The 18,935-nt window shown below is 60.5% G+C and carries 16 protein-coding genes; 6 read left to right on the top strand and 10 right to left on the bottom strand.

Annotated features, from left to right (window positions below; genetic code table 11):
• Window positions 1-155 precede the first annotated feature (155 nt).
• On the top strand, window positions 156-1,676 hold the full coding sequence (locus QD280_RS08085; protein ID WP_225347450.1) for a bifunctional aminoglycoside phosphotransferase/ATP-binding protein: 1,521 nt from the start codon (window positions 156-158) through the stop codon (window positions 1,674-1,676).
• Between the two features lie 125 nt (window positions 1,677-1,801).
• Window positions 1,802-2,212 carry a hypothetical protein gene (locus tag QD280_RS08080; protein ID WP_279838882.1) on the top strand — a complete coding sequence of 137 codons (411 nt, stop codon included), beginning with the start codon at window positions 1,802-1,804 and terminating at the stop codon, window positions 2,210-2,212.
• Window positions 2,213-2,363: 151 nt separating this feature from the next.
• Here the strand turns inward: QD280_RS08080 and QD280_RS08075 are convergent, their stop codons facing one another.
• The 7 genes from QD280_RS08075 to QD280_RS08045 all read right to left on the bottom strand — a co-directional run bounded on the left by QD280_RS08075 (window position 2,364) and on the right by QD280_RS08045 (window position 8,398).
• Window positions 2,364-3,470, bottom strand: coding sequence for a hypothetical protein (locus tag QD280_RS08075; protein ID WP_192839019.1), 1,107 nt, complete (start codon window positions 3,468-3,470; stop codon window positions 2,364-2,366).
• A gap of 312 nt (window positions 3,471-3,782) precedes the next feature.
• Window positions 3,783-4,271: a hypothetical protein gene (locus QD280_RS08070; protein ID WP_279838881.1), complete on the bottom strand. Its 489-nt coding sequence runs from the start codon at window positions 4,269-4,271 to the stop codon at window positions 3,783-3,785.
• A 357-nt stretch (window positions 4,272-4,628) separates the two neighbouring features.
• The gene (locus tag QD280_RS08065; protein ID WP_054556370.1) at window positions 4,629-5,462 is read right to left on the bottom strand and encodes a CsgG/HfaB family protein; all 834 of its coding nucleotides are present in this window, start codon (window positions 5,460-5,462) and stop codon (window positions 4,629-4,631) included.
• 26 nt (window positions 5,463-5,488) lie between these two features.
• A complete protein-coding gene (locus tag QD280_RS08060; RefSeq protein ID WP_054556371.1) occupies window positions 5,489-5,902 on the bottom strand; it encodes a curli assembly protein CsgF in 414 nt (137 codons plus the stop codon).
• A 76-nt stretch (window positions 5,903-5,978) separates the two neighbouring features.
• Window positions 5,979-6,482, bottom strand: a complete 504-nt coding sequence (locus tag QD280_RS08055; RefSeq protein WP_043331669.1) for a CsgE family curli-type amyloid fiber assembly protein — start codon at window positions 6,480-6,482, stop codon at window positions 5,979-5,981.
• Between the two features lie 11 nt (window positions 6,483-6,493).
• On the bottom strand, window positions 6,494-7,177 hold the full coding sequence (locus QD280_RS08050; protein ID WP_043331668.1) for a LuxR C-terminal-related transcriptional regulator: 684 nt from the start codon (window positions 7,175-7,177) through the stop codon (window positions 6,494-6,496).
• 582 nt (window positions 7,178-7,759) lie between these two features.
• Window positions 7,760-8,398, bottom strand: a complete 639-nt coding sequence (locus QD280_RS08045; RefSeq protein WP_052384307.1) for a LuxR C-terminal-related transcriptional regulator — start codon at window positions 8,396-8,398, stop codon at window positions 7,760-7,762.
• 482 nt (window positions 8,399-8,880) lie between these two features.
• Between QD280_RS08045 and rdgB the strand changes: the two genes are divergently transcribed.
• From rdgB to rlmJ, 4 genes are all read left to right on the top strand, one after another.
• A complete protein-coding gene (gene rdgB, locus QD280_RS08040; protein WP_043331666.1) occupies window positions 8,881-9,501 on the top strand; it encodes an RdgB/HAM1 family non-canonical purine NTP pyrophosphatase in 621 nt (206 codons plus the stop codon).
• Window positions 9,501-10,700: a radical SAM family heme chaperone HemW gene (gene hemW, locus QD280_RS08035; protein WP_279838879.1), complete on the top strand. Its 1,200-nt coding sequence runs from the start codon at window positions 9,501-9,503 to the stop codon at window positions 10,698-10,700. Before rdgB ends, hemW begins: the two co-directional genes overlap by 1 nt.
• Window positions 10,701-10,785: 85 nt before the next feature.
• Window positions 10,786-11,448: an OmpA family protein gene (locus QD280_RS08030; protein ID WP_279838877.1), complete on the top strand. Its 663-nt coding sequence runs from the start codon at window positions 10,786-10,788 to the stop codon at window positions 11,446-11,448.
• A 228-nt stretch (window positions 11,449-11,676) separates the two neighbouring features.
• Window positions 11,677-13,386, top strand: coding sequence for a 23S rRNA (adenine(2030)-N(6))-methyltransferase RlmJ (gene rlmJ, locus QD280_RS08025; RefSeq protein ID WP_279838875.1), 1,710 nt, complete (start codon window positions 11,677-11,679; stop codon window positions 13,384-13,386).
• Window positions 13,387-13,512: 126 nt separating this feature from the next.
• Here the strand turns inward: rlmJ and QD280_RS08020 are convergent, their stop codons facing one another.
• From QD280_RS08020 to mnmE, 3 genes are all read right to left on the bottom strand, one after another.
• Window positions 13,513-15,330 (bottom strand): ABC transporter transmembrane domain-containing protein, encoded by a 1,818-nt coding sequence (locus QD280_RS08020; protein WP_279838873.1) that lies wholly within the window; start codon window positions 15,328-15,330, stop codon window positions 13,513-13,515.
• Window positions 15,330-17,222: an ABC transporter transmembrane domain-containing protein gene (locus QD280_RS08015; RefSeq protein ID WP_279838871.1), complete on the bottom strand. Its 1,893-nt coding sequence runs from the start codon at window positions 17,220-17,222 to the stop codon at window positions 15,330-15,332. The genes QD280_RS08020 and QD280_RS08015 overlap by 1 nt, the downstream gene beginning before the upstream one ends.
• A 151-nt stretch (window positions 17,223-17,373) precedes the next feature.
• Window positions 17,374-18,792: a tRNA uridine-5-carboxymethylaminomethyl(34) synthesis GTPase MnmE gene (mnmE, locus tag QD280_RS08010; RefSeq protein ID WP_279838870.1), complete on the bottom strand. Its 1,419-nt coding sequence runs from the start codon at window positions 18,790-18,792 to the stop codon at window positions 17,374-17,376.
• Window positions 18,793-18,935 lie beyond the last annotated feature (143 nt).

The raw sequence follows: 18,935 nt of genomic DNA, 5'->3' as shown, positions 1-18,935 counted from the left end.
CTCGGCAGGCTGCCGGGCGGGCTGCCATCCGGTACACTTGTCGCCAACGATAGCGATTGCGCTAATGACCTTATAGCCAGCTTGCCTTAGCGGAGACGACCTTGAGCCAGGCCTTGATTCGAGCCCTTCACACAGCCGATTGCTTCGATCACCCCGTGAAGGATATCGAAGTGCACGAGACGCATATCTCGTGGATCGTGCTGACCGGCGACTACGCCTACAAGATCAAGAAGCCGCTGGATTTCGGCAGCTTCCTGGATTTCTCGACCCTTGAGCGCCGCAAGCTCCTGTGTGAACAGGAAGTGCGCCTCAACCGCCGTCTGGCACCGACGCTGTACCTGGATACCGTGGCGATCTCGGGCACGCCCGAAGCTCCGCGCATCGGAGACGACAGTGCTGTCTTCGAGTACGCGGTCAAGATGCGCCAGTTCTCCAATCGCCATCTGTTCAGCGCCCTGCAGGCCAGTGGCGAGCTGTCGCTGGAATTGCTGGATGATCTGGTCGACCAGCTGGTGGCCTTCCACGAGCAGGCCGAGCGCATCCAGGGCGATAGCGAGCTGGGTAGCCCGCAGATGGTCAGTCGTACCATCGACAACGAGTTCGAGCTGATTCGTCCGCGCCTCGGTGATGATGCCGAGGCCATCAAGCGACTCGCGCTGCTCAAGCAGTGGACCGAAGAGACCTTCCAGCGCCTCAATCCCGAGTTCGAGCGTCGCTGGCAGGAAGGCTTCGTGCGTGAGACTCACGGCGATATCCACCTGGGTAACGCCGTGCGCCATGAAGGCCGTGCCCTGTTGTTTGACGGCATCGAGTTCAATGAAGAGTTGCGCTGGAATGATGTCGGTTGTGATCTGGCCTTCCTGGTGATGGATCTTGAAGCGCGTGATGAGCAGGCCTTTGCCCATCATGCGCTCAACCGTTATCTCGAGCTTTCCGGCGATTACTCGCTGGTGCGTCTGCTGCCGTACTACAAGATCTATCGCGCACTGATCCGGGCCAAGGTGGCGATGATTCGCTATCACCAGCCGGACCTGTGTGAAGCGGATCGCGCCGATGTGCTGGCCGAGTACGAGCGCTATATCGGGCTGGCGGAGCGCTATAGCGAGATCCGCTTCCCTTACATGATCATCGGTGTGGGTGTCTCCGGCAGCGGCAAGAGTCGCTTCACCGAAGAGATGGTGCGTGAACTGGGCGGCGTGCGTATTCGCAGCGATGTCGAGCGCAAGCGCCTGTATGGCTTTGCGGCGGATGCCGATACCGAGTCCGGGCTCAATGGCGGCATCTATACCCCCCAGGCCACCCATGCGACCTACGAGCGACTCTCGAATCTGTCAGCCACGCTGCTGGAATCGGGCATCCCCGTCTGCATCGATGCCACCTGCCTGAAGAAGGTGCAGCGTGATCGCCTGCGTCATGAGGCAGAAGCCCGTGGCCTGCCGGTGCTGATGATCAGCTTCGAGGCCGATGACGAGACGCTGCGCAAGCGCATCATCAAGCGTAGTCAGCGCAGTGGCGAGGCTTCCGAAGCAGGTCTGGAAGTGCTCGACAAGCAATTGGCCAATCGCGAGCCATTTGCGCCAGAAGAGCATGGTCAGCTGGTCCATATCGACACGACAGCGCCCAACGCCAATGTCACCTTGGCTCGCCTGATTCGTGAGCAGCTCAGGCTGCATTGAGACGAGCGATAGTTGTCATGGGGCATGGCGGAATGACCGCCATGCCCTTTTTTTGTATTGCATAGTGCGCTCCCGAGTGAGCCTTGGCTTTGGTTGGGAAGCTATGCATCTGAGAAGGAATTATCATGCGCCAACAATGGGTCAATACCGCCGCCGCTGCCATCAGTCTGGCACTGCTCGCGGGCTGCTCCAGCCAGCCGACAACCGCTGATCTCATGCGCGGTCAGGCTGAGGAAGCCAAGGCCGTCGCCAAGGTGCGTGATCAGCTGGCCGATAATTGGGAGAGCGGCAAGTCTCTGGTGGCCGCGGGTGAGAAGCAGATCGTCAGTGGTGAGAATCTGGTCAATGATGGCGAATCCAATATCGCCAAGGGTCAGGCACTGATCGACAAGGGCAATGGTCAGATCAAGAAGGGCAAGGCGCGGATCACAAGCGGTAACAAGCAGGTCAGCAAGGGCCGCCAGATGGTGGATGAAAGCCTTGAGAGTTATCGCAAGTCCTTCCCGGAGAATGTCGTGACACCGCCAAAGAAGTAACTTGCCGCTGCGATAGACGTTTCGCAGCTGGTACTGGAAGGCCGCTGACAACTCTGTCAGCGGCCTTTTTCATTATATGGATTCACCGAGCGGAAAAAACGAAAAACCCCGCTTGCGCGGGGTTCTGTAAGACATCCTGGCTGGGGCGTGATCAGTACTGCATCACGTTGGCTACGTTGCCACCGCCAGTCTGGGTCACGCTGGAGGTATTCATCGCACCTGACTGTGTCACGTGGGCACTATTGGTCGCGAAGCTCAGGAAACCTCCACCCTGTTGGAGAATTTCTGAACGATGGCCACTGCCTGACTGAATGACGTGGGCATGATCATAGGCGCCGCTCTGGGTGATCAGAGAATCGCTGTTGCTGCCAGTTTGAACAACGATGGCCGCATTTTTATAGCCACTCTGAACATTAATGGCCAGGTTGTTTTCTCCGCTCTGACTGATATCGGAGTACTGCAGCATATCGGACTGTGTCACTAGTGCGGTGTTTTGCATCCCGCTCTGATTGATCAGAGAGTCGTGTGAGCTACCCTCCTGAGTCACACGTGCGACCTGTAAATCACCTGCTTGAGTAACGGTAGAGTCACTGCGCGAACCGGCCTGGTCGACGACGGCAATACCCATAGTGCCTGTCTGTGTCACGGTCGAGTTATGGAAGCGCCCATCCTGGGTGACACGAGCGCGGTTATATTCTCCCACCTGCAGGACATCAGAATCATGCTGGTAGCCTGTCTGAGTGACACGTGCGATGGCATGGCTGCCCTGCTGGGTAGCGCTGGATTTGTTGAACACGCCCTCTTGTGACACGACTAGCAAGTTTTCACGCCCAGCCGGCGAGCCACTGGCGCCCTGCCAAGAGGAAGATTTGTTTGCAAGGCCTTGCTGCGTGATACGCGCGGTATGCTTGTAACTTTTCTGGTTCATATCGACAGTGTTACGGACACCCTTTTGATCCACGATGCCAGTATTTGTGCTGCTATATTGGGTGGTTTTTGCGCGGTTTCCACCACCGACCTGATTGATGCGGATAACATGATTGACACCGTTCTGATAGGTCTTGGCCTTGTTGAAAGCACCTGTCTGATCGATATCACTGTTGTGGTTGCTATCGAGAGACCCGCCATTACGTGATGTCTGGTCAACATTGGCCATGTTCATGAAGCCAGTCTGATCGACATCTGCGGTGTTGTTGTCTGCCATCGCCTGAGAGGTAAAAGCAATCGCGATAGCCAGCAAGCTCATTTGAATTTTCATGGTTTGTTCCCTTGTGTAGATCATTTTTTGAGTTGTGTTTTTATTATTGACTTGCTTCTGGTCATGCATCCCCTGACATGATGGCGGTCTGGTTTTCGTGATCCGCGACATCATGTTGTACTGCTACTGCTCTTTTATGGCCTTGCCAGGAGGTTGTATTCGTCATGCAGGACTCTTGACTACATGTAAGTGAGAACCTCTCCTGGCCAGGCAAAATTCGTATTGGCGATTCGATGAAAGCTGATATTCAGCCACCACCTTCACAAGCATCATCGTCATATAGCGATGTCATGCGAGCCATCGTGGTAAAGATCACTGTTGTATGACCTGGACACGCATATGGCCCCGTGAATATTGAGTGATACTTGCCGGTACCTGACTACTGGCCTGTTGTAGAAGCGTGGCGCTTCCCCCGATGCCTGTCTGCTGAATGCTGGCGCTTTGCCCAACACCTTGCTGAATGATCAGCGCATCATGATATTGGCCATGCTGAAGAATGCTTGCCTCATGCAGGGCACCCTCTTGCAGTGTGTATGCCGTGTTTCCATTGCCATATTGGTCGACCCCTGCTTTATTCAGGACACCGCTCTGGTCAATCAATGAGGCGTTGCCATTGCCATGCTGAACGATCATCGCCGAGTTATAAGCGCCAGATTGCTCGATGACCGCCACTGAGTGGCTGCTCCCCAATTCGGAGGTGGTCGCCAGGTCATTGGCCAACACCCACAAGCTGAGTGTCAGTGATGAAAAGAAAAGGCAGGCCTGTAGCATTCTTCTTTGTTGATGCTTTGCCGAAGCCATGGCGTGAGCCCATCCAGGTGACCGTCTAAGTGCACTAACTATTGGTCTTTATCGAGGCCATCACCATCAGTCCTTTTCGGGTTTATGAGGGCTAGAGATTGCTACTCATAATGTCTTGGCCAATAGCGGTGAGTAATGATAAAGGGTGGCCAGATTTTCAGCACCGTTCAGGGAGGTATTACTGTTGACGGTATTAGGCGCATGATATTTCATGCTTTGTTGTTTTATTTATTTCTTATGTTTTGCGCAGACACGAAAAAAGGCAGCCACCTCTTGTGAGGTGACTGCCTTTTAAGGAAGAGATAAACACCGCGAATACCCCGATGCTCTCTACGGGGTCTTGAATGTGGGCTGGCTCTACAACATCGGGGTCGGGGCTTGCAGGTAATCCATCAGCTCTGATGTCTGAAGGCTGTCCGGGTCCTGGAGAACCCAGAGCTGGCGTTCGACGCCTTGCGCAATCAAGTGAATCACGGCAGATTCGATGGCGGACATGACCGCCATCTGTACGGGTTCATTGCTGGTATACCCCGCCTCCATCTCCAGCAAGCGACTGAAATCGATGAAGCGATAGACGCCCGCCCTCAGCTCGCGAGAGTAGATCGTCTTGCTGGTATTGACGTTGGCGATGACCTGCCCCGTGGTGATATCGACAGCACGCAGATTGACCGTCACCTGGTCTACCTGATACTGACCAGAGGCGCCGATCCCGAAGTATTCCGCGCCCGCCCCGCCTGTTCTGACATTGGAGTCGAAGGCAATGATGCCACCCTCGAACAGCAGGTTGGCGGCTTGCAGCGCGGCAAGATCATTCTGGCCCGTGCGTTCCATGTTGGCGCGGATGATCTTGCGCTCTGTCAGCAGGTTCTGCAGTCCCACGCGCTCGAGGGGGATGAACCAGCCGGAGTCCGACAGTGCGGCGCTCAGCATGGCGGCGCCGCCCTGGGTGACCGCCGTAGAGAAGGTACTGGCAGGGGCAGGCCGGTACTGGCCCGTCTGGTCACGGAAGTCATAGATGGCGACCGGAATACGTCCGGCGGGAGGCGGCAGACTGATCAGATCCTGATAGGTGGCGGTTCTTGGCATCAAGGTGCTGGGCACCCCTTCAAGACCCTGGGTATTGGCGACCATCGGCGCACAGCCAGCAAGCGCCAGGCTGGCAACGGCCAGCATGGAGGTGAGTGTCTTCATTGAGCGAACCCTTCATCAGTAGCGGATCAGAATGTATTGCCTGATGTGCCGAGGTTGATGACGGTGGTTTCACCTGTGGCGCGGTCAAGCACCTGCATGGAGAAACCGCCATTGCCGTTACTGATGACTTCGACACGCAGCTGAGCGCTGTCGATCACGCTGGAACGGCCGGGCTCTGTGGAATCGACAGCATCGGTGATGGCATCGGATACCAGGCTATTGCGCAGGTCGCTGATGAAAAGTTCTGTTTCGGAAAGACTATCGAAGGAGTAGGCATCAGGATCCTCGTGGGTGTCCTGGGCCTGGGCCTTGCCAAGCAGGTAGCTGCCATTGAGAGGATTGCCACCGAAACTCGGGTTGATGGGCTGATAGATGAGTTCACCGGCATATAGCGGCATCGCCGATAACAGCAACGACACCGCGAGTGTCTGATGCTTCATGATGTTCCCCTGTTCCCTTGCGTATTGTCAGGGTCTCCGTGTCCGGAGCCCATTTATTATGTCGGTCTTCAATACATCAGAATTCGTCACCGGCCATGTCCGGGTCGTTGCGCAGGGCTTCCATGACCTTGCGACGCAGGAACTGGTCGGAGACGCTTGATACCGCGGCGCTGGCGTACATATCCACGTCATTCAGGCGCGGAGGGAGCGTCGCTTCGTACAGAACGTTGTTGCCTTCGGTGATCCAGATGAGGCTGCCCCAGCGTGCTGAGGGGCGTTCATGGATGCTGAGGGATGTGTTGCGGATGGCTGGGCTATCGAGGCGTTGCTGGCTGAACTGGCGGAAGAAGGTCTTGCCGATCATGGTCATGGTGCGATCGATCATCACGCCGCTGAGACCGTCGGAGAGCGTGGGACGAGTGCGCTGGATGGCGACCCCATCTTCCCCCTGACGGCGAGCCTGCTGCTCTTCACTGGCAACGGATACCTCGGGTCGCACCGCCTCCGGCGCGGATTGCGCGAAGGCGGGCGACAGACTGAAGCATGTCAGTCCCCAGGCGACCACCTGGCGGCTTGTCATGCCCCGACCGTTCACGACATCTGTGCTCTGCGAGCGATGCGTGGGGTGCGCGAGACAGGCATTGCCAGGTTCTGACGTGCCCAGTTCATGGCCTGAATGCGGTTATGCACCTTGATCTTGCGGAAGATGTTGTAGAGATGTGACTTGACCGTGTGTTCACTGACGAACAGCTGGTCAGCAATCTCGGTATTCGAGGCACCCGTGCCCAGCAAGCCGATGATTTCCACCTCACGCTGGGTCAGACCACAGACCGGGCGATAGGCGTTGAGCTGCTGACGGCGATAGAAATCCAGCAGGCGGGTCATCAGCGGTCGGGACATCCACATGTCGCCTTCCAGCAGTTTCGCGATGCCCTTGCTGATCAGTGAGAGGCTGTCCTGTCGGTAGAACACGCCTTGAAGATGGGTGCTGACCAGCAGGCTGGCAGCTTCCTCTTCATCACTGATGTTGATAGCGGCCAGCTCTGCGCTGGCATCTTGGCTGGCATCTGCATCCCAGCGTTGCATCGTGCCTTCATCGACGTGGTCGGTGTCCAGCAGCACTATCGTTCTTTCTGCCTGCCCGGGTGTGTAATCCTCGTCGGGGCTTGCGGAAGCCACCTGACACTCAAGCTGCTGGCGAATGTAATCCATGAAAAGCGCTGACTGCGGATTGCAGTCAGTCACCAGCAGCACCATTGCGTTCCCTGTAATCATGGTGCGAGACCTCTGAGTTGTCGTACCGATTTTTCTTGGCGGAGCCATATCTGAAGTGTGGTTGGGTGAGTCGTGTAGCACTGCACTCATTCACGTCGGGCATTACGCGCTGAGCACCTTTATAGGATTGCGCGATAGTGGGGATAAGGCAACCTCTAATCAGTACTTGCTAAAATAACCAGTTTATCCTTCCCCTCCAGTCCTGATTTGACCCAGAAAAAGAATAGGAAAAACAGTACGTAAACCTGATGAAATTAGCGCCGGTCATGATGACCCTTCTCGAGAGTGCAATGAAAACCAGACCTTTGCGCTTTTTTTACCAAGCTTTCCACTGGTTCAAAGGTACCACAAATCTAATGCTGGAAGGCTTCTCTTCAATGTCATTATGTAACCGGGCTTGTCTTTTTGTATCCCCGCATTCGAGGGGTGTCAGGAATGCGACGCAGTACTGCGCATGAGTCATTTCACTCTTGGAAAGTGAAGCGCTTACTACGCGTAGCCGGCGTGAGACATGCTCTGTCGCTGTGGTGACCTCACAGATCCACCTGCTGGAAGAGATGCTCGTCCAGCGTCACCTGAGCCTCAGGATTCCGGCTCCGTCGTACGCTTGGGGATGTAAAGGTTGAGGTGCTCGTGGGCCCACTGGATCGCCTGATGGCGGTTGTGGACTCTGATCTTGCGAAAGATGTTATATAAATGAGACTTCACGGTGTGCTGGCTCAACATCAATCTATGCGCGATATCTGCATTACTTTGCTGTGACGCTATGAGTGACAATATTTCCAGTTCTCGTTGTGTCAGTCCCATGACAGGCTGGAAGGCAATCTGTTGTTGTTGACGATAATGACGAATCAACGTCTGCATGATATTGCGAGTCAGCCAGTTTTCATTCTCGAGTATCTTGCCGATACCCTTGCTGATTTGTTCAAGGCTGTCCTGGCGATAGAAGATCCCGCTGAAAGGAATATTCAGAAGTAGTGAGATGGCATCGTCTTCATGTTCGACATTGAAGGCAGCGATCTTGTCGATATGGCTCCATCGCATCATCTGGGCCAGACTGCACTGGGTGCTGTCGATCAGCACCAGGCAGGGAGATGACGGCAGTGGGGCTTCATGGTGGCAGGCCTCGACGACACATTTCAGTGTCTCTTGCAGGTACTCGACGAACAGTTCGGTCTGCGGTGAAGGGCTTGTCACGAACAGGACTCTGGTAGCAGTCATGGGGCGCTCCTGTCGCAAGCGTTTTGGGGGGCTCATCATCAGCAGGCTGAGGCGGAGACATGAATCCACGGTGATTCGATGGTTGTCTTGAAGTCTAGTCGAGTGACACCTGAGGGCTGGCGCTGCGCATAGTGTTAGATGGCATAACGCACATTTCTTTTATTTCCCACTTAAAGGCTATACAAAACATTGAGTTACGGGATTTTTTCGGTTGATGTTTACTTGCTTGAGCCGCGAGGCACAGACAAATCCTGCACAGGCATTAGCCCGCGCTGAGGCAGATAGCCTGTATCGGCCTGTCAGTCATCAAGTTGAGCACATGAGTGACATCGGCCCATGACATCATGGATCTCAGTCGTGCCTGGCGCAGACCCCTCGCGTGTACGCACCGGACTCACGCGCTAGAATGGGGTGCTGCAAGCGCCTTGCCCGTGTGACTCACACGCGGCCGCATTCTCGTTGTTTCTATCCCGGAGATTCACATGTCCGCTTCTTCTCTCGTACTGGCCAGTGGCAATGCCGGCAAGCTACGTGAATTTTCCCACCTGCTCGCACCGCTGGGGATCGAACCGATGCCTCAAGGGCAGCTGGGAGTGAGTGACGCCGAAGAGACAGGGCTGACCTTCGTCGAGAATGCGTTGATCAAGGCGCGCCACGCCGCACAGGTCACCGGCCTGCCGGCGCTGGCAGATGATTCCGGGATCGAAGTCGATGCGCTGGGCGGGGAGCCGGGCATCTATTCCGCACGCTTTGCCGCGCGGCGTCAGCAAGGTAGCGGTGATGGTGACAACAACGCCGCCCTGTTGGCAGCGCTTGAGGGCGTGCCTGAGCAAGCGCGTACGGCGCGCTACTGGTGCGTGCTCGTCTATCTGCGCCATGCGGCAGACCCGGTGCCGATCATCGTTCAGGCCAGTTGGGAGGGGCGTGTCCTTGACGCGCCTCAGGGCGAGGGTGGCTTCGGCTATGACCCGCTTTTCTGGCTGCCGGAACATGGCATGACCGCCGCGGCCCTGGATGCCGAGACCAAGAACCGTCTTAGCCACCGGGGACGTGCGATGCAGCAGTTGCTCGAGGCGCTTGCCGCGCAGAGCGGTCAGGCGTGATGTCCGCCGCGAACCTGCCGCCTCTGTCGCTCTATATTCACGTGCCGTGGTGCGTGCGCAAGTGCCCCTACTGTGACTTCAACTCCCACGGGGTCGGGCGTGATGCCGGCTTGCCTGAAGAGGAGTACATCACGGCGCTGCTGGCCGATCTCGATCAGGACCTGCAGTTGCTGCAGGGCCAGCCCGAGCGTGAGTTGCACAGCATCTTCATCGGCGGCGGCACGCCGAGTCTGCTGAGCGGGGCGGCTTACCAGCGACTGTTCGATGGCCTGCGGGCGCGCATGACGTTCTCTGCCGACTGCGAGGTCACGCTGGAGGCCAACCCCGGCACGCTGGAGCAGGGCCGCTTTGCCGCCTATCGCGCCGCCGGCATCAATCGCTTGTCATTGGGCGTGCAGACCTTCCAGCCGGAGCAGCTCGAGGTGCTGGGGCGCATCCACTCCGCTGAAGAAGCCGGGCGCGCGGTGGCCAGCGCACGGGTGGCGGGCTTCGACAATTTCAATATCGATCTGATGCATGGCCTGCCGGGCCAGACATTGGAGACGGCGCTGGATGATATCCGGCGTGCGCTGGCACTCAAGCCGACCCATCTGTCCTGGTATCAATTGACGCTGGAGCCGAATACCGAGTTCTATTCGCGCCCGCCGGTACTGCCGGAAGATGACCTGCTGTGGGATATCCAGGATCACGGTCACGCCGAGCTGGAGGCTGCCGGTTTCCGTCGTTACGAGATTTCCGCCTATGCCCTTGAAGGGCGCAGCGCGCGTCATAACCTCAATTACTGGAAATTCGGTGATTACCTGGGCATCGGAGCGGGCGCGCACGGCAAGTTGACGTTGTTGAAGACCGACTCGGCAGGGAACTTGAACGGCGAGTTGCAACTCCAACGCCGTTGGAAAAGTCGTCAGCCTGAAGCGTACTTGCGCAGGATGCAGGACCCTCGCGGGTTCGTGGCGGGTCAGCAGGAAATTGACCGCGATGAGCTGGCGCTGGAGTTCATGATGAATGCACTGCGCTTGACCGGGGGTGTCAGCTTCGAGGATCTGCGTCGCACGACCGGGCTGGATCGCGAGGCATTGGAGCCGGGCCTGAGCCAGGCGCGCTCGCGCGGGCTCATCGTTGAGGATGACGTGCTGTTGCGCGCCACGCCCCAGGGCTTATTGTTCCTCAATGACCTGCTGGCCATGTTCGACACCTGATTGATCAGGCATTATCGGAGGCATGACGATTATTTGCGCAATTGTCGTCTTGCCTTTAATGAGTGTGTAGATAGGGAGCGTTACCATGAAGAAGTCTGTACTCCTGGCCCTGCCGTTGGCAGCCGCCGTCGCGATGGCGGGTTGTTCCACGACCAACCCGTATACCAATGAGCAGCAGACCTCCAGTGCGGCGAAGGGTGCCGGCATCGGTGCGGTCGTCGGCGCAATCGCCGGGGCGACCAAGAGTGGTAACCATCGTCTCGACAAGGCGCTGATCGGCGCCGCTGCGGGTGCCGCCGCGGGCGGTGGTATCGGCTATTACATGGATGTTCAGGAAGCCAAGCTGCGTGATCAGCTGCAGGGCACCGGTGTCAGCGTGACCCGTGTCGGCGACCAGATCATCCTCAACATGCCGTCCAACGTCACCTTCGGCTCCGACTCCAGCACCCTGTCCGGCCAGATTCAGCCGGTCATGGATGGCGTCATCACCGTGCTCAAGGAATACGACGAGACTCGCGTCAACATCGCGGGCTATACCGATTCCACCGGTGCCAGCAATTACAACCAGAACCTGTCCGAGCTGCGTGCCCAGGCTGTCGGCAACTATCTGGCCAGTGGTGGCATCGCCTTCAACCGTCTGAACATGCGCGGTTATGGTGAAGCCAGCCCGGTGGCATCCAACGACACCGCCTCCGGGCGCGCCCAGAACCGTCGCGTCGAGATCACGCTGACGCCGCTGGAAAGCTGAGCCCCATCAGCTGTCATGGGCGACATGACGGTGAATGACCACGAGGCCTGCGCATTTGCGTGGGCCTCGTTGCTTGGCAAGCACGGCTTTTGGGGTGACAAGTGATCATCTCTGCTATCCTTCAGCCCCTTCGGCGGCCTTGTCTGGTTTTCCTCTCGTCGCCGCCCCCCGATTTCTATCTGCTGCCTCGCTGGATGTGGCAGATATCGCCGTATCAAGGAGGCGCTCTTGCTCGCCTATCAGCACGCCTATCACGCTGGCAATTTTGCCGACCTGCACAAGCACCTGCTCGCCACCACCCTGGTCGAGCAGCTATTACGTAAAGAATCTCCCGTTACGTTTATCGACACTCACGCCGGTCGTGGCTGGTATCCGCTGGCGGCCCGCGAGACGGAACAGCTGCGCGAATACGAGCAGGGCGTTCTGCCGTTGTGGCAGGTGCGTGATCGCTGGTTGACCGATGCAGGTGAGCCAAAGTCTCCGTCAGCTGACAAGCCGCTGGCTCGCTGGCTGGCACGTCTGGCGGACATGCAGCCGGATGCCGCCAAGGGCAGCGCCAGCGAGCTGAGCGTCTATCCCGGTTCGCCCTGGTGGCTGAGCCAGTCGCTGCGTCGCGGCGATCGCCTGTTGGCCTATGAGCTGCATCCGGGCGAGATCTACCACTTCGATCAGGCCCCGGTGCAGCGTGACAGCCTCGGCAAGGTCATGCGTCGTCAGCAGGATGGTCTGTCCGGTCTGTTGGCGGCCGTGCCGGTCACCACGCCGCGCGTCGCCGTGCTGATCGACCCCAGCTATGAGCTGAAGAATGATTACCGTGATGTCGCCGAGGTCGTGGTCGAGACCCTGCGCAAGTCACGTCATGCCACCATCATGATCTGGTATCCGCTGCTGCCGGCGGGTCGTCAGCATGATCTGCTCGAGCGCCTCAAGAAGCATTCGCCGGCACCGATGTGGCGCAGCGAGCTGACGATCGATTCGCCGGAAGGCGAGCACGGCATGTACGGCTCCGGCATGCTGGTGATCAACCCGCCGTGGCAGTTCGATCGTCAGTTCTCCACCGCCATGCAGGAAGTGGTCGAGGTGCTCAAGGGCGCGTTGCCGGCTCCGCAGTCGGTTGCCGTCGAGCACAAGGGCCTGTGGTGGCTGTCGGAGGAAGTCGCCCGCGAACGCAACGAGCCCAAGCCGATGCCGCGTGAGCGCCTGCTGTCGCTGCGCAAGCTCAACCAGAAGGTCAAGCGCGACAGCGATGTCGAGGTGACCCAGGCCAAGCCCAAGCGCGAGAAGCTCAAGCGCGGTGAAGGCTGGGCCAAGCCTCGCGTGCGCAATGACAGTGCGACCCCCAAGGCCAAGGGCAAGCGCCATTCCGCGACTGCCAAGCCCAAGACCAGCATCAAGGCGCAGGTCAAGGACGAGGTGCATGGGCATTCCGCGCCGAGCCAGAAGCGCGTCAGCGAGAAGCCTGCCGAGCGCAAGTCGACGGCCGCTGTCGAGCCGACTCGTCCGCGTGGCAAGGGTGAGACGGCTGGCAAGGGGGCGGGCAAGGACTCTGCCAGCTGGAGCGACTGGTCCTCCAGTGTGCCAGGCAAGGGCCGCCGCGAAGGTTCCACGCGGGTCAGCATGCGCAGCACGCCGGCGATCGGTCGTGATGGTCAGGTCAACCCGAACAGCACGACCAAACTGCCCAGGAAGTACGCGGCCAAGCAGCGTCCTGAAGACAACAAGGATGTCGGCAAGCCGCTGGATGCGCGTGAAGCGCGTGCCCTGCGTGAGAAGCAGGAAAGCAATGCCATGAGAGGCAAGGCTGCCAAGGGAGGCGCCAGCAAGGACAGTTCTGGCAAATCAGCCCCAGGCAAGGACAGCTCTGGCAAGTCTACGCCTGGCAAGACCACTTCTGGCAAGAAACAGAGCAACAAGCCACGCGGCCCGCGCAAGCCGTGATGGCTGGTGTGAATGCAGAACGCTGAGCGCCATATCATGAGCTCGGACTGACAACGCCCCCACCGGCCATGCCTGTGGGGGCGTTTGCATCGTGGGGCGTTTGTATTGTGGTGACCAGTGGCCTGATCAGTGCGCGATGTCTTCTCGCCATAACCGCCGATAGAGGCCGGGTTCTGCCATCAGGGCATCATGGCTCCCCAGCTGGGTGATGCGGCCCTGTTCCAGCACCAGCAGGCGGTCCGCATCGCGCACCGTGGCCAGCCGGTGTGCCACCACGATCAAGGTCACTTCGCCGCGCAGTTCATGCAGCGCCTGCTGCAACAGGGCTTCGGTATGGCTATCGATGCTGGCGGTGGCCTCATCCAGCAACAGCACGCGTGGCGTCGTGACCAGTGCGCGTCCGAGCGCCAGCAATTGGCGCTCTCCCGTGGAGAGACTGAGGCCGCGCTCGCCCAGCAAGGTGTCGAGCCCCAGCGGCAGACTATCGACCAGCGGCGCCAGGTGCGCTTTGTGCAGGACCCGTGACAGGTGCTGCTGGCTGATCTCACGACCCAGCAGCAGGTTGTCGCGCAGTGTCGTGGCGCGGATGAAGGGCTCCTGCGGAACGACGGCTATCGCGGTAGCGCGTTGTTGAGCCGACCACTCCATCAGCGGACGACCATCCAGCAGCAGCTGAGGCGCCGGGGCAGGGCGCTGCCCGCTGAGCAGATCGAGCAGGGTGGACTTGCCGCTGCCCGTCGGGCCGACCACGCCGAGAAACTCACCGCTCTCGATGGCAAGCGTCAGGCCATTGAGGGCCGGGCCCTCCGCACCCTGATGGCGGAAACTCAGCTGCTCGAGCTGATAGTGACCGCTCGCTATCACGGCATTGTCCGTGTGCCCACGCGTGGCTTTCCTCGCGGCGCGCGTGTCTGGCTCAGGCATCTCGCGTGGCCGGTCCAGTACCTCTTCCAGCCGGCCTGTCGCCACCAGCGCAGACTGGAAGACCTGCAGTCGCTGCGTGATCTGGATCAGGGGCTCGCTGATGCGCCCCAACCAGGCGATGAATGCGTAGAGCACCCCCAGTTCCGCACCGCCCCCCAATTCGCGCAGCCCGAACACGGCGACCAGCGAGAGCGTGATCAGCATCGCCATCAGGTCGATGGCCGAGCGCAACAGCAGTCCCGACACACGCACCGTGCGCATGCGCGCCTGATACTGAGAGACGTTGAGGTGGTGATAGCGCTGACTGAAGCGTTCGGTCTGGTCGCTTGCCTGCAGCACACTCATGCCGCCGATCGCCTCGGCGATTCTGGCATTCTGCAAGGCACGCAGGCGGCGCACCTCGCGTGCAGCGCGCCCGGAGAAGCGCTGATACAGCCAGATCATGCCGATGGAGAGCGGCACCAGCGCCGTCGCGATCATCGCCAGGGTGCCATCCATCAGGGCCATCGCCGACAGGATGCCGATCAACAGCACCACATTGCCGATCAGTGTCGCCAGCACCCCGATATACAGCTCCTTGAGCGACTCGGTGTCGTTGGTCACGCGGGCCACCAATTCACCGGCGGCGATATTGTCGAGGGTCGATAGTGGCTGGTTAAGCAGGTGTGTGAAGACTCGCTCACGGATATCGCGCACGCTGGCGAGGGCCAGACGGGCAAAGCGCAGCTGCTGGAAATAGCGTCCGGCGGCGGCGCCCAGCTGGGTGATCACGTAGATGCCCACCAATCCGGCCAGGGCCTCGGGGGCGAGGTTGCCGGGAATCAGGTAGTCATCCAGATAGCGCTGGGTCAGCCACGGGCCAAGCACATCCAGTACGGTCGCCGCGATCAGGATCAACAGCGCGCGCAGGACCTCTGCGCGGCGCCTGCCCAGCGGTTGCCAGAGCAATGCCAGTCGCCGTCGGCTGAGCAGGCGAGTGCCGCTGAGGGTGTCGGGTCGTGTTGCGGCATCGTGGCTCATTAGCGCTCCGCCTTGGCATCGTCTTCGCGGTTGACCTGCTGGGCTTGCCAGAGGCGCCAGTAAGCGCCGCGGGCGGCCAGCAGACTGGCGTGATTGCCCTGTTCCAGGATGCGCCCATCCTCGAGCACCAGAATCTGCTGGCAGGCCTGTACGGCAGACAGACGATGGGAATTGATGATCAGCGTGCGCTTGAGGCCGTGGTGATCGGGTTGCTGCAGGCGCGCGAGAGTCTTCAGCAGGGTGCGTTCGGTGACCTGGTCGACCGCCGACAGGGTGTCGTCCAGCAGCAGGATAGGCGCCTCGCTGAGCAGGCTGCGTGCCAGTGCCAGCCGCTGACGCTGGCCGCCAGAGAGCGTGATGCCTCGCTCACCCACCAGCGTTTCCAACCCCTGGGGGAGGCGGCGCAGATCTTCCTCGAAGGCTGCTGCGCGCAGTGCCTCTCGAATTCGCTCGTCGGAGGCCTCGGGGCAGGCGAGGGCGACATTGTCGGCTACCGAGAGCGCAAACAGGAACGGGTCCTGGGGGACCAGTGAGAACTGCTGGCGCCAGGCAGGTAGTGTGTACTCACTCGCTTCTCTGCCACCGAGCGTCAGGACCCCTTGCTCAGGCGTCAGAGGCCAGCTGCGCGACAGCAGACGCAGCAAGGTGGACTTGCCACTGCCGGTCGCGCCGACGATCCCCAGACTCCCCCCTGCCGCCACATGAAGGGAGAGGGGCCCCAGAGCACGTTGCTGGCTGCCCGGGTAGTGGAATTCATTGATTTCAAGGCGTAGTGAATGATCACTGACCTCGTCCAGAGTGCCGCTGTCCTCAAGGGCTTGTGGCGCGGCGTGGAAGGTAGCCAGCCGCCGTGCGGCTGCCGCGCCGCGCTGCAGGATATTCAGGCACCAGCCAAGCGCGAACATCGGCCAGATCAACTGCGCCAGATAGAGCGTGAAGCTGGTCAGTTGGCCCAGGGTGATGGCGTCATCCAGATAGCGCCAGCTACCCACGCCCAGCGTCAGCAGCGTCGCCGCCGAGAGTGCAATGAACACCACCGGATCAAAGGCCGCCTCCAGCTTCTGGACGCGATAATCGACGGCTTCGGCGGCGGCGGCACGCTGCGAGAATCTTGCGCCTTCATCCTCCAGCAAGGCATGGCTTCTGAGCATGCGAATGCCGGCGAAGGCTTCCTGGGTCTGGTCATTCAGGTCCGAGAAGCGCTCCAGCGATTCGCGGAAACGCTCTCCGATCCGTCGCGAGATACGTGCGAAGGCCCAGGCCATGAAGGGGAAGGGCAACAGGGCGAGCAGCGTCAGTGGCACATCGATGGCGATCAGCATGATGCCGAGCACCAGCACGAAGGTCATGGCGCCATCGACGCTGGACAGCACGCCTTCCGCGGCGGCCATCTCCACGGCATCGATGTCCTGACTGGCGTGCGCCATCAGGTCTCCGGTGCGGTGGCGCTGATAGAAGCCGGGGTCCAGGCGCGTCAGCTTGGCATGGAAGGCATCACGCTGCTCCGTCCCCAGCTGATAGGCGGTGCCGAACAGCGTCACGCGCCAGGCATAGCGCAGTGCATAGAGCGCGAGCCCCGCGCCTACCAGCCACAACAGGCGGCTCAGCAAGGCGTCGTGGTCGAGGCTGCCATCACGCAACGCATCGATGGTGGCGCCGATCGCCCACGGCAACAGCAGATTCAGCCCCGCGACCCCGATCAGGAACGCGATGGCCAGCAGATAGCGGGGCCAATGGCGGGTGAAGAAGTCGAGCAGCAGGTGGCGCAACGGGGCCTCGGGGAGAGGCCCGGAAGTCAGTTCGGCGGCGGGGGCCGGCGGGGGAGAGGCGCTGGAGTCACGGGACTCGCGATGGGCATCCTGCGGTCTGTTCGATGTCGCGCGTCCCGCCATGTCGGCTCCCGGTCTGCCCCTGCCCGCCTCCGCCACTCGGAGGGGTCGGCAGAGGCAGTATAACGAGAGGGAGACAGCCAGACGCAAGCACTGCCGGCAAGAGAGCCCGCCTGTGGGCGGGAGTCAGCTCGGCGCGATCACTTCGGTGCGATCACTTGCCGATGCAGAAGCTGCCGAAGATTTCCCCGAGCAGGTCATCGGCAGAGAATTCACCGGTGATCTCGGACAGCGCCATCTGGGCGGCGCGCAGGTCTTCGGCCAGCAGCTCGCCGGCGCCGGCGCCATGCAGCTGGGCCTCGCCGTTGTCGAGAGATTCGCCAGCGCGTTCCAGCGCATCCAGGTGGCGGCGGCGGGCGCTGAAGCGCCCCTCTGCCGTGCCGGTGAAGCCCATGATGTCCTTGAGGTGATCGCGCAGCGCATCGAGGCCCTGATTGTCGCGCGCCGAGATGCGCACCACGCTGGCCTGGTGGCGTGCCAGCTCGGCATCGCCATCCTGTGTTGCGGTGATGGCGGTCAACCCCGGCGACTCGCCGCTGGTGTCGATCTTGTTGCGGACCAGCGTCAGGCGGGACGGGTCCGGCAGGCGCGCGACGAATTCCGGCCAGATCTCCATCGGGTCCGTCGCCGAGGTGGTCGCGGCATCGACCAGCAGCAGGACGCGGTCCGCCTTCTCGATCTCGTCCCAGGCGCGCTGCACGCCGATGCGCTCGACGGCGTCCGGCGTGTCGCGCAGCCCGGCGGTATCGATGATATGCAGCGGCATGCCGTCGAGATGGATGTGCTCACGCAGCACGTCGCGGGTGGTGCCTTCGATATCGGTGACGATGGCGGTGTCCTGCTCGGTCAGCGCATTGAGCAGGCTTGACTTGCCGGCATTCGGGCGGCCGGCGATCACCACCGTCATGCCCTCGCGCATCAGAGCGCCCTGGTTGGCAGCGGCTCGCACGCCCACCAGCTCGGCCTTGACCTCATCGAGGCGCGCCGCGACATGTCCGTCGGCCAGGAAGTCGATTTCCTCTTCGGGGAAGTCGATGGCGGCCTCGACGTAGATGCGCAGCTCGATCAGGCGCTGCACCAACGCGCTGACGCGCGTCGAGAACTCGCCCTTGAGCGAGCGCAGCGCATTCTCGGCCGCCGCACGTGAGCTGGCGTCGATCAGGTCGGCGATGGCCTCGGCCTGGGCGAGATCCAGCTTGTCGTTCAGGAAGGCGCGCTCGCTGAATTCACCGGGGCGTGCCAGGCGTGCGCCCAGCTGCACGCAGCGCTCCAGCAGCAGGTCCATGATCACCGGGCCGCCGTGCCCTTGCAGCTCCAGCACGTCCTCGCCGGTGAAGGAATTCGGGCCCTGGAAGTAGAGCGCGATGCCTTCGTCGAGGGCGATGGGGTTGCCCTGGGTATCGAGTCCCATGAAGGGGCCATAGTGGGCGCGGCGTGCCGACGGGCATTGGCCCAGCATGGCCTGGGCGATGGCCTGACAGGCCGGACCGGAGACACGGATGATGCCGACGCCACCACGGCCGGGCGGAGTGGCCAGGGCCGCGATGGAGTCAGGCTGGTAGGCGGTAGACATGCACAAACCTCGGGCGCGAAGCCGGAATGAAGATGAAGGAGATGGCCGCTATTGTCGCGGCTGGAGGCCCGTGACAGCAAGCGGGGTGACGGGAAAGGCGCCTTGCGGTGGGAGTGTCGGCGCAGCCCCCAGAATCAGGGTCC

Origin of the sequence: Cobetia sp. 1AS1, from assembly GCF_029846435.1 — a bacterium.
Lineage (GTDB): Bacteria > Pseudomonadota > Gammaproteobacteria > Pseudomonadales > Halomonadaceae > Cobetia > Cobetia amphilecti.
Note: the sequence above shows the minus strand (reverse complement) of the source record. Positions and strands in the feature narration are given on the sequence as shown.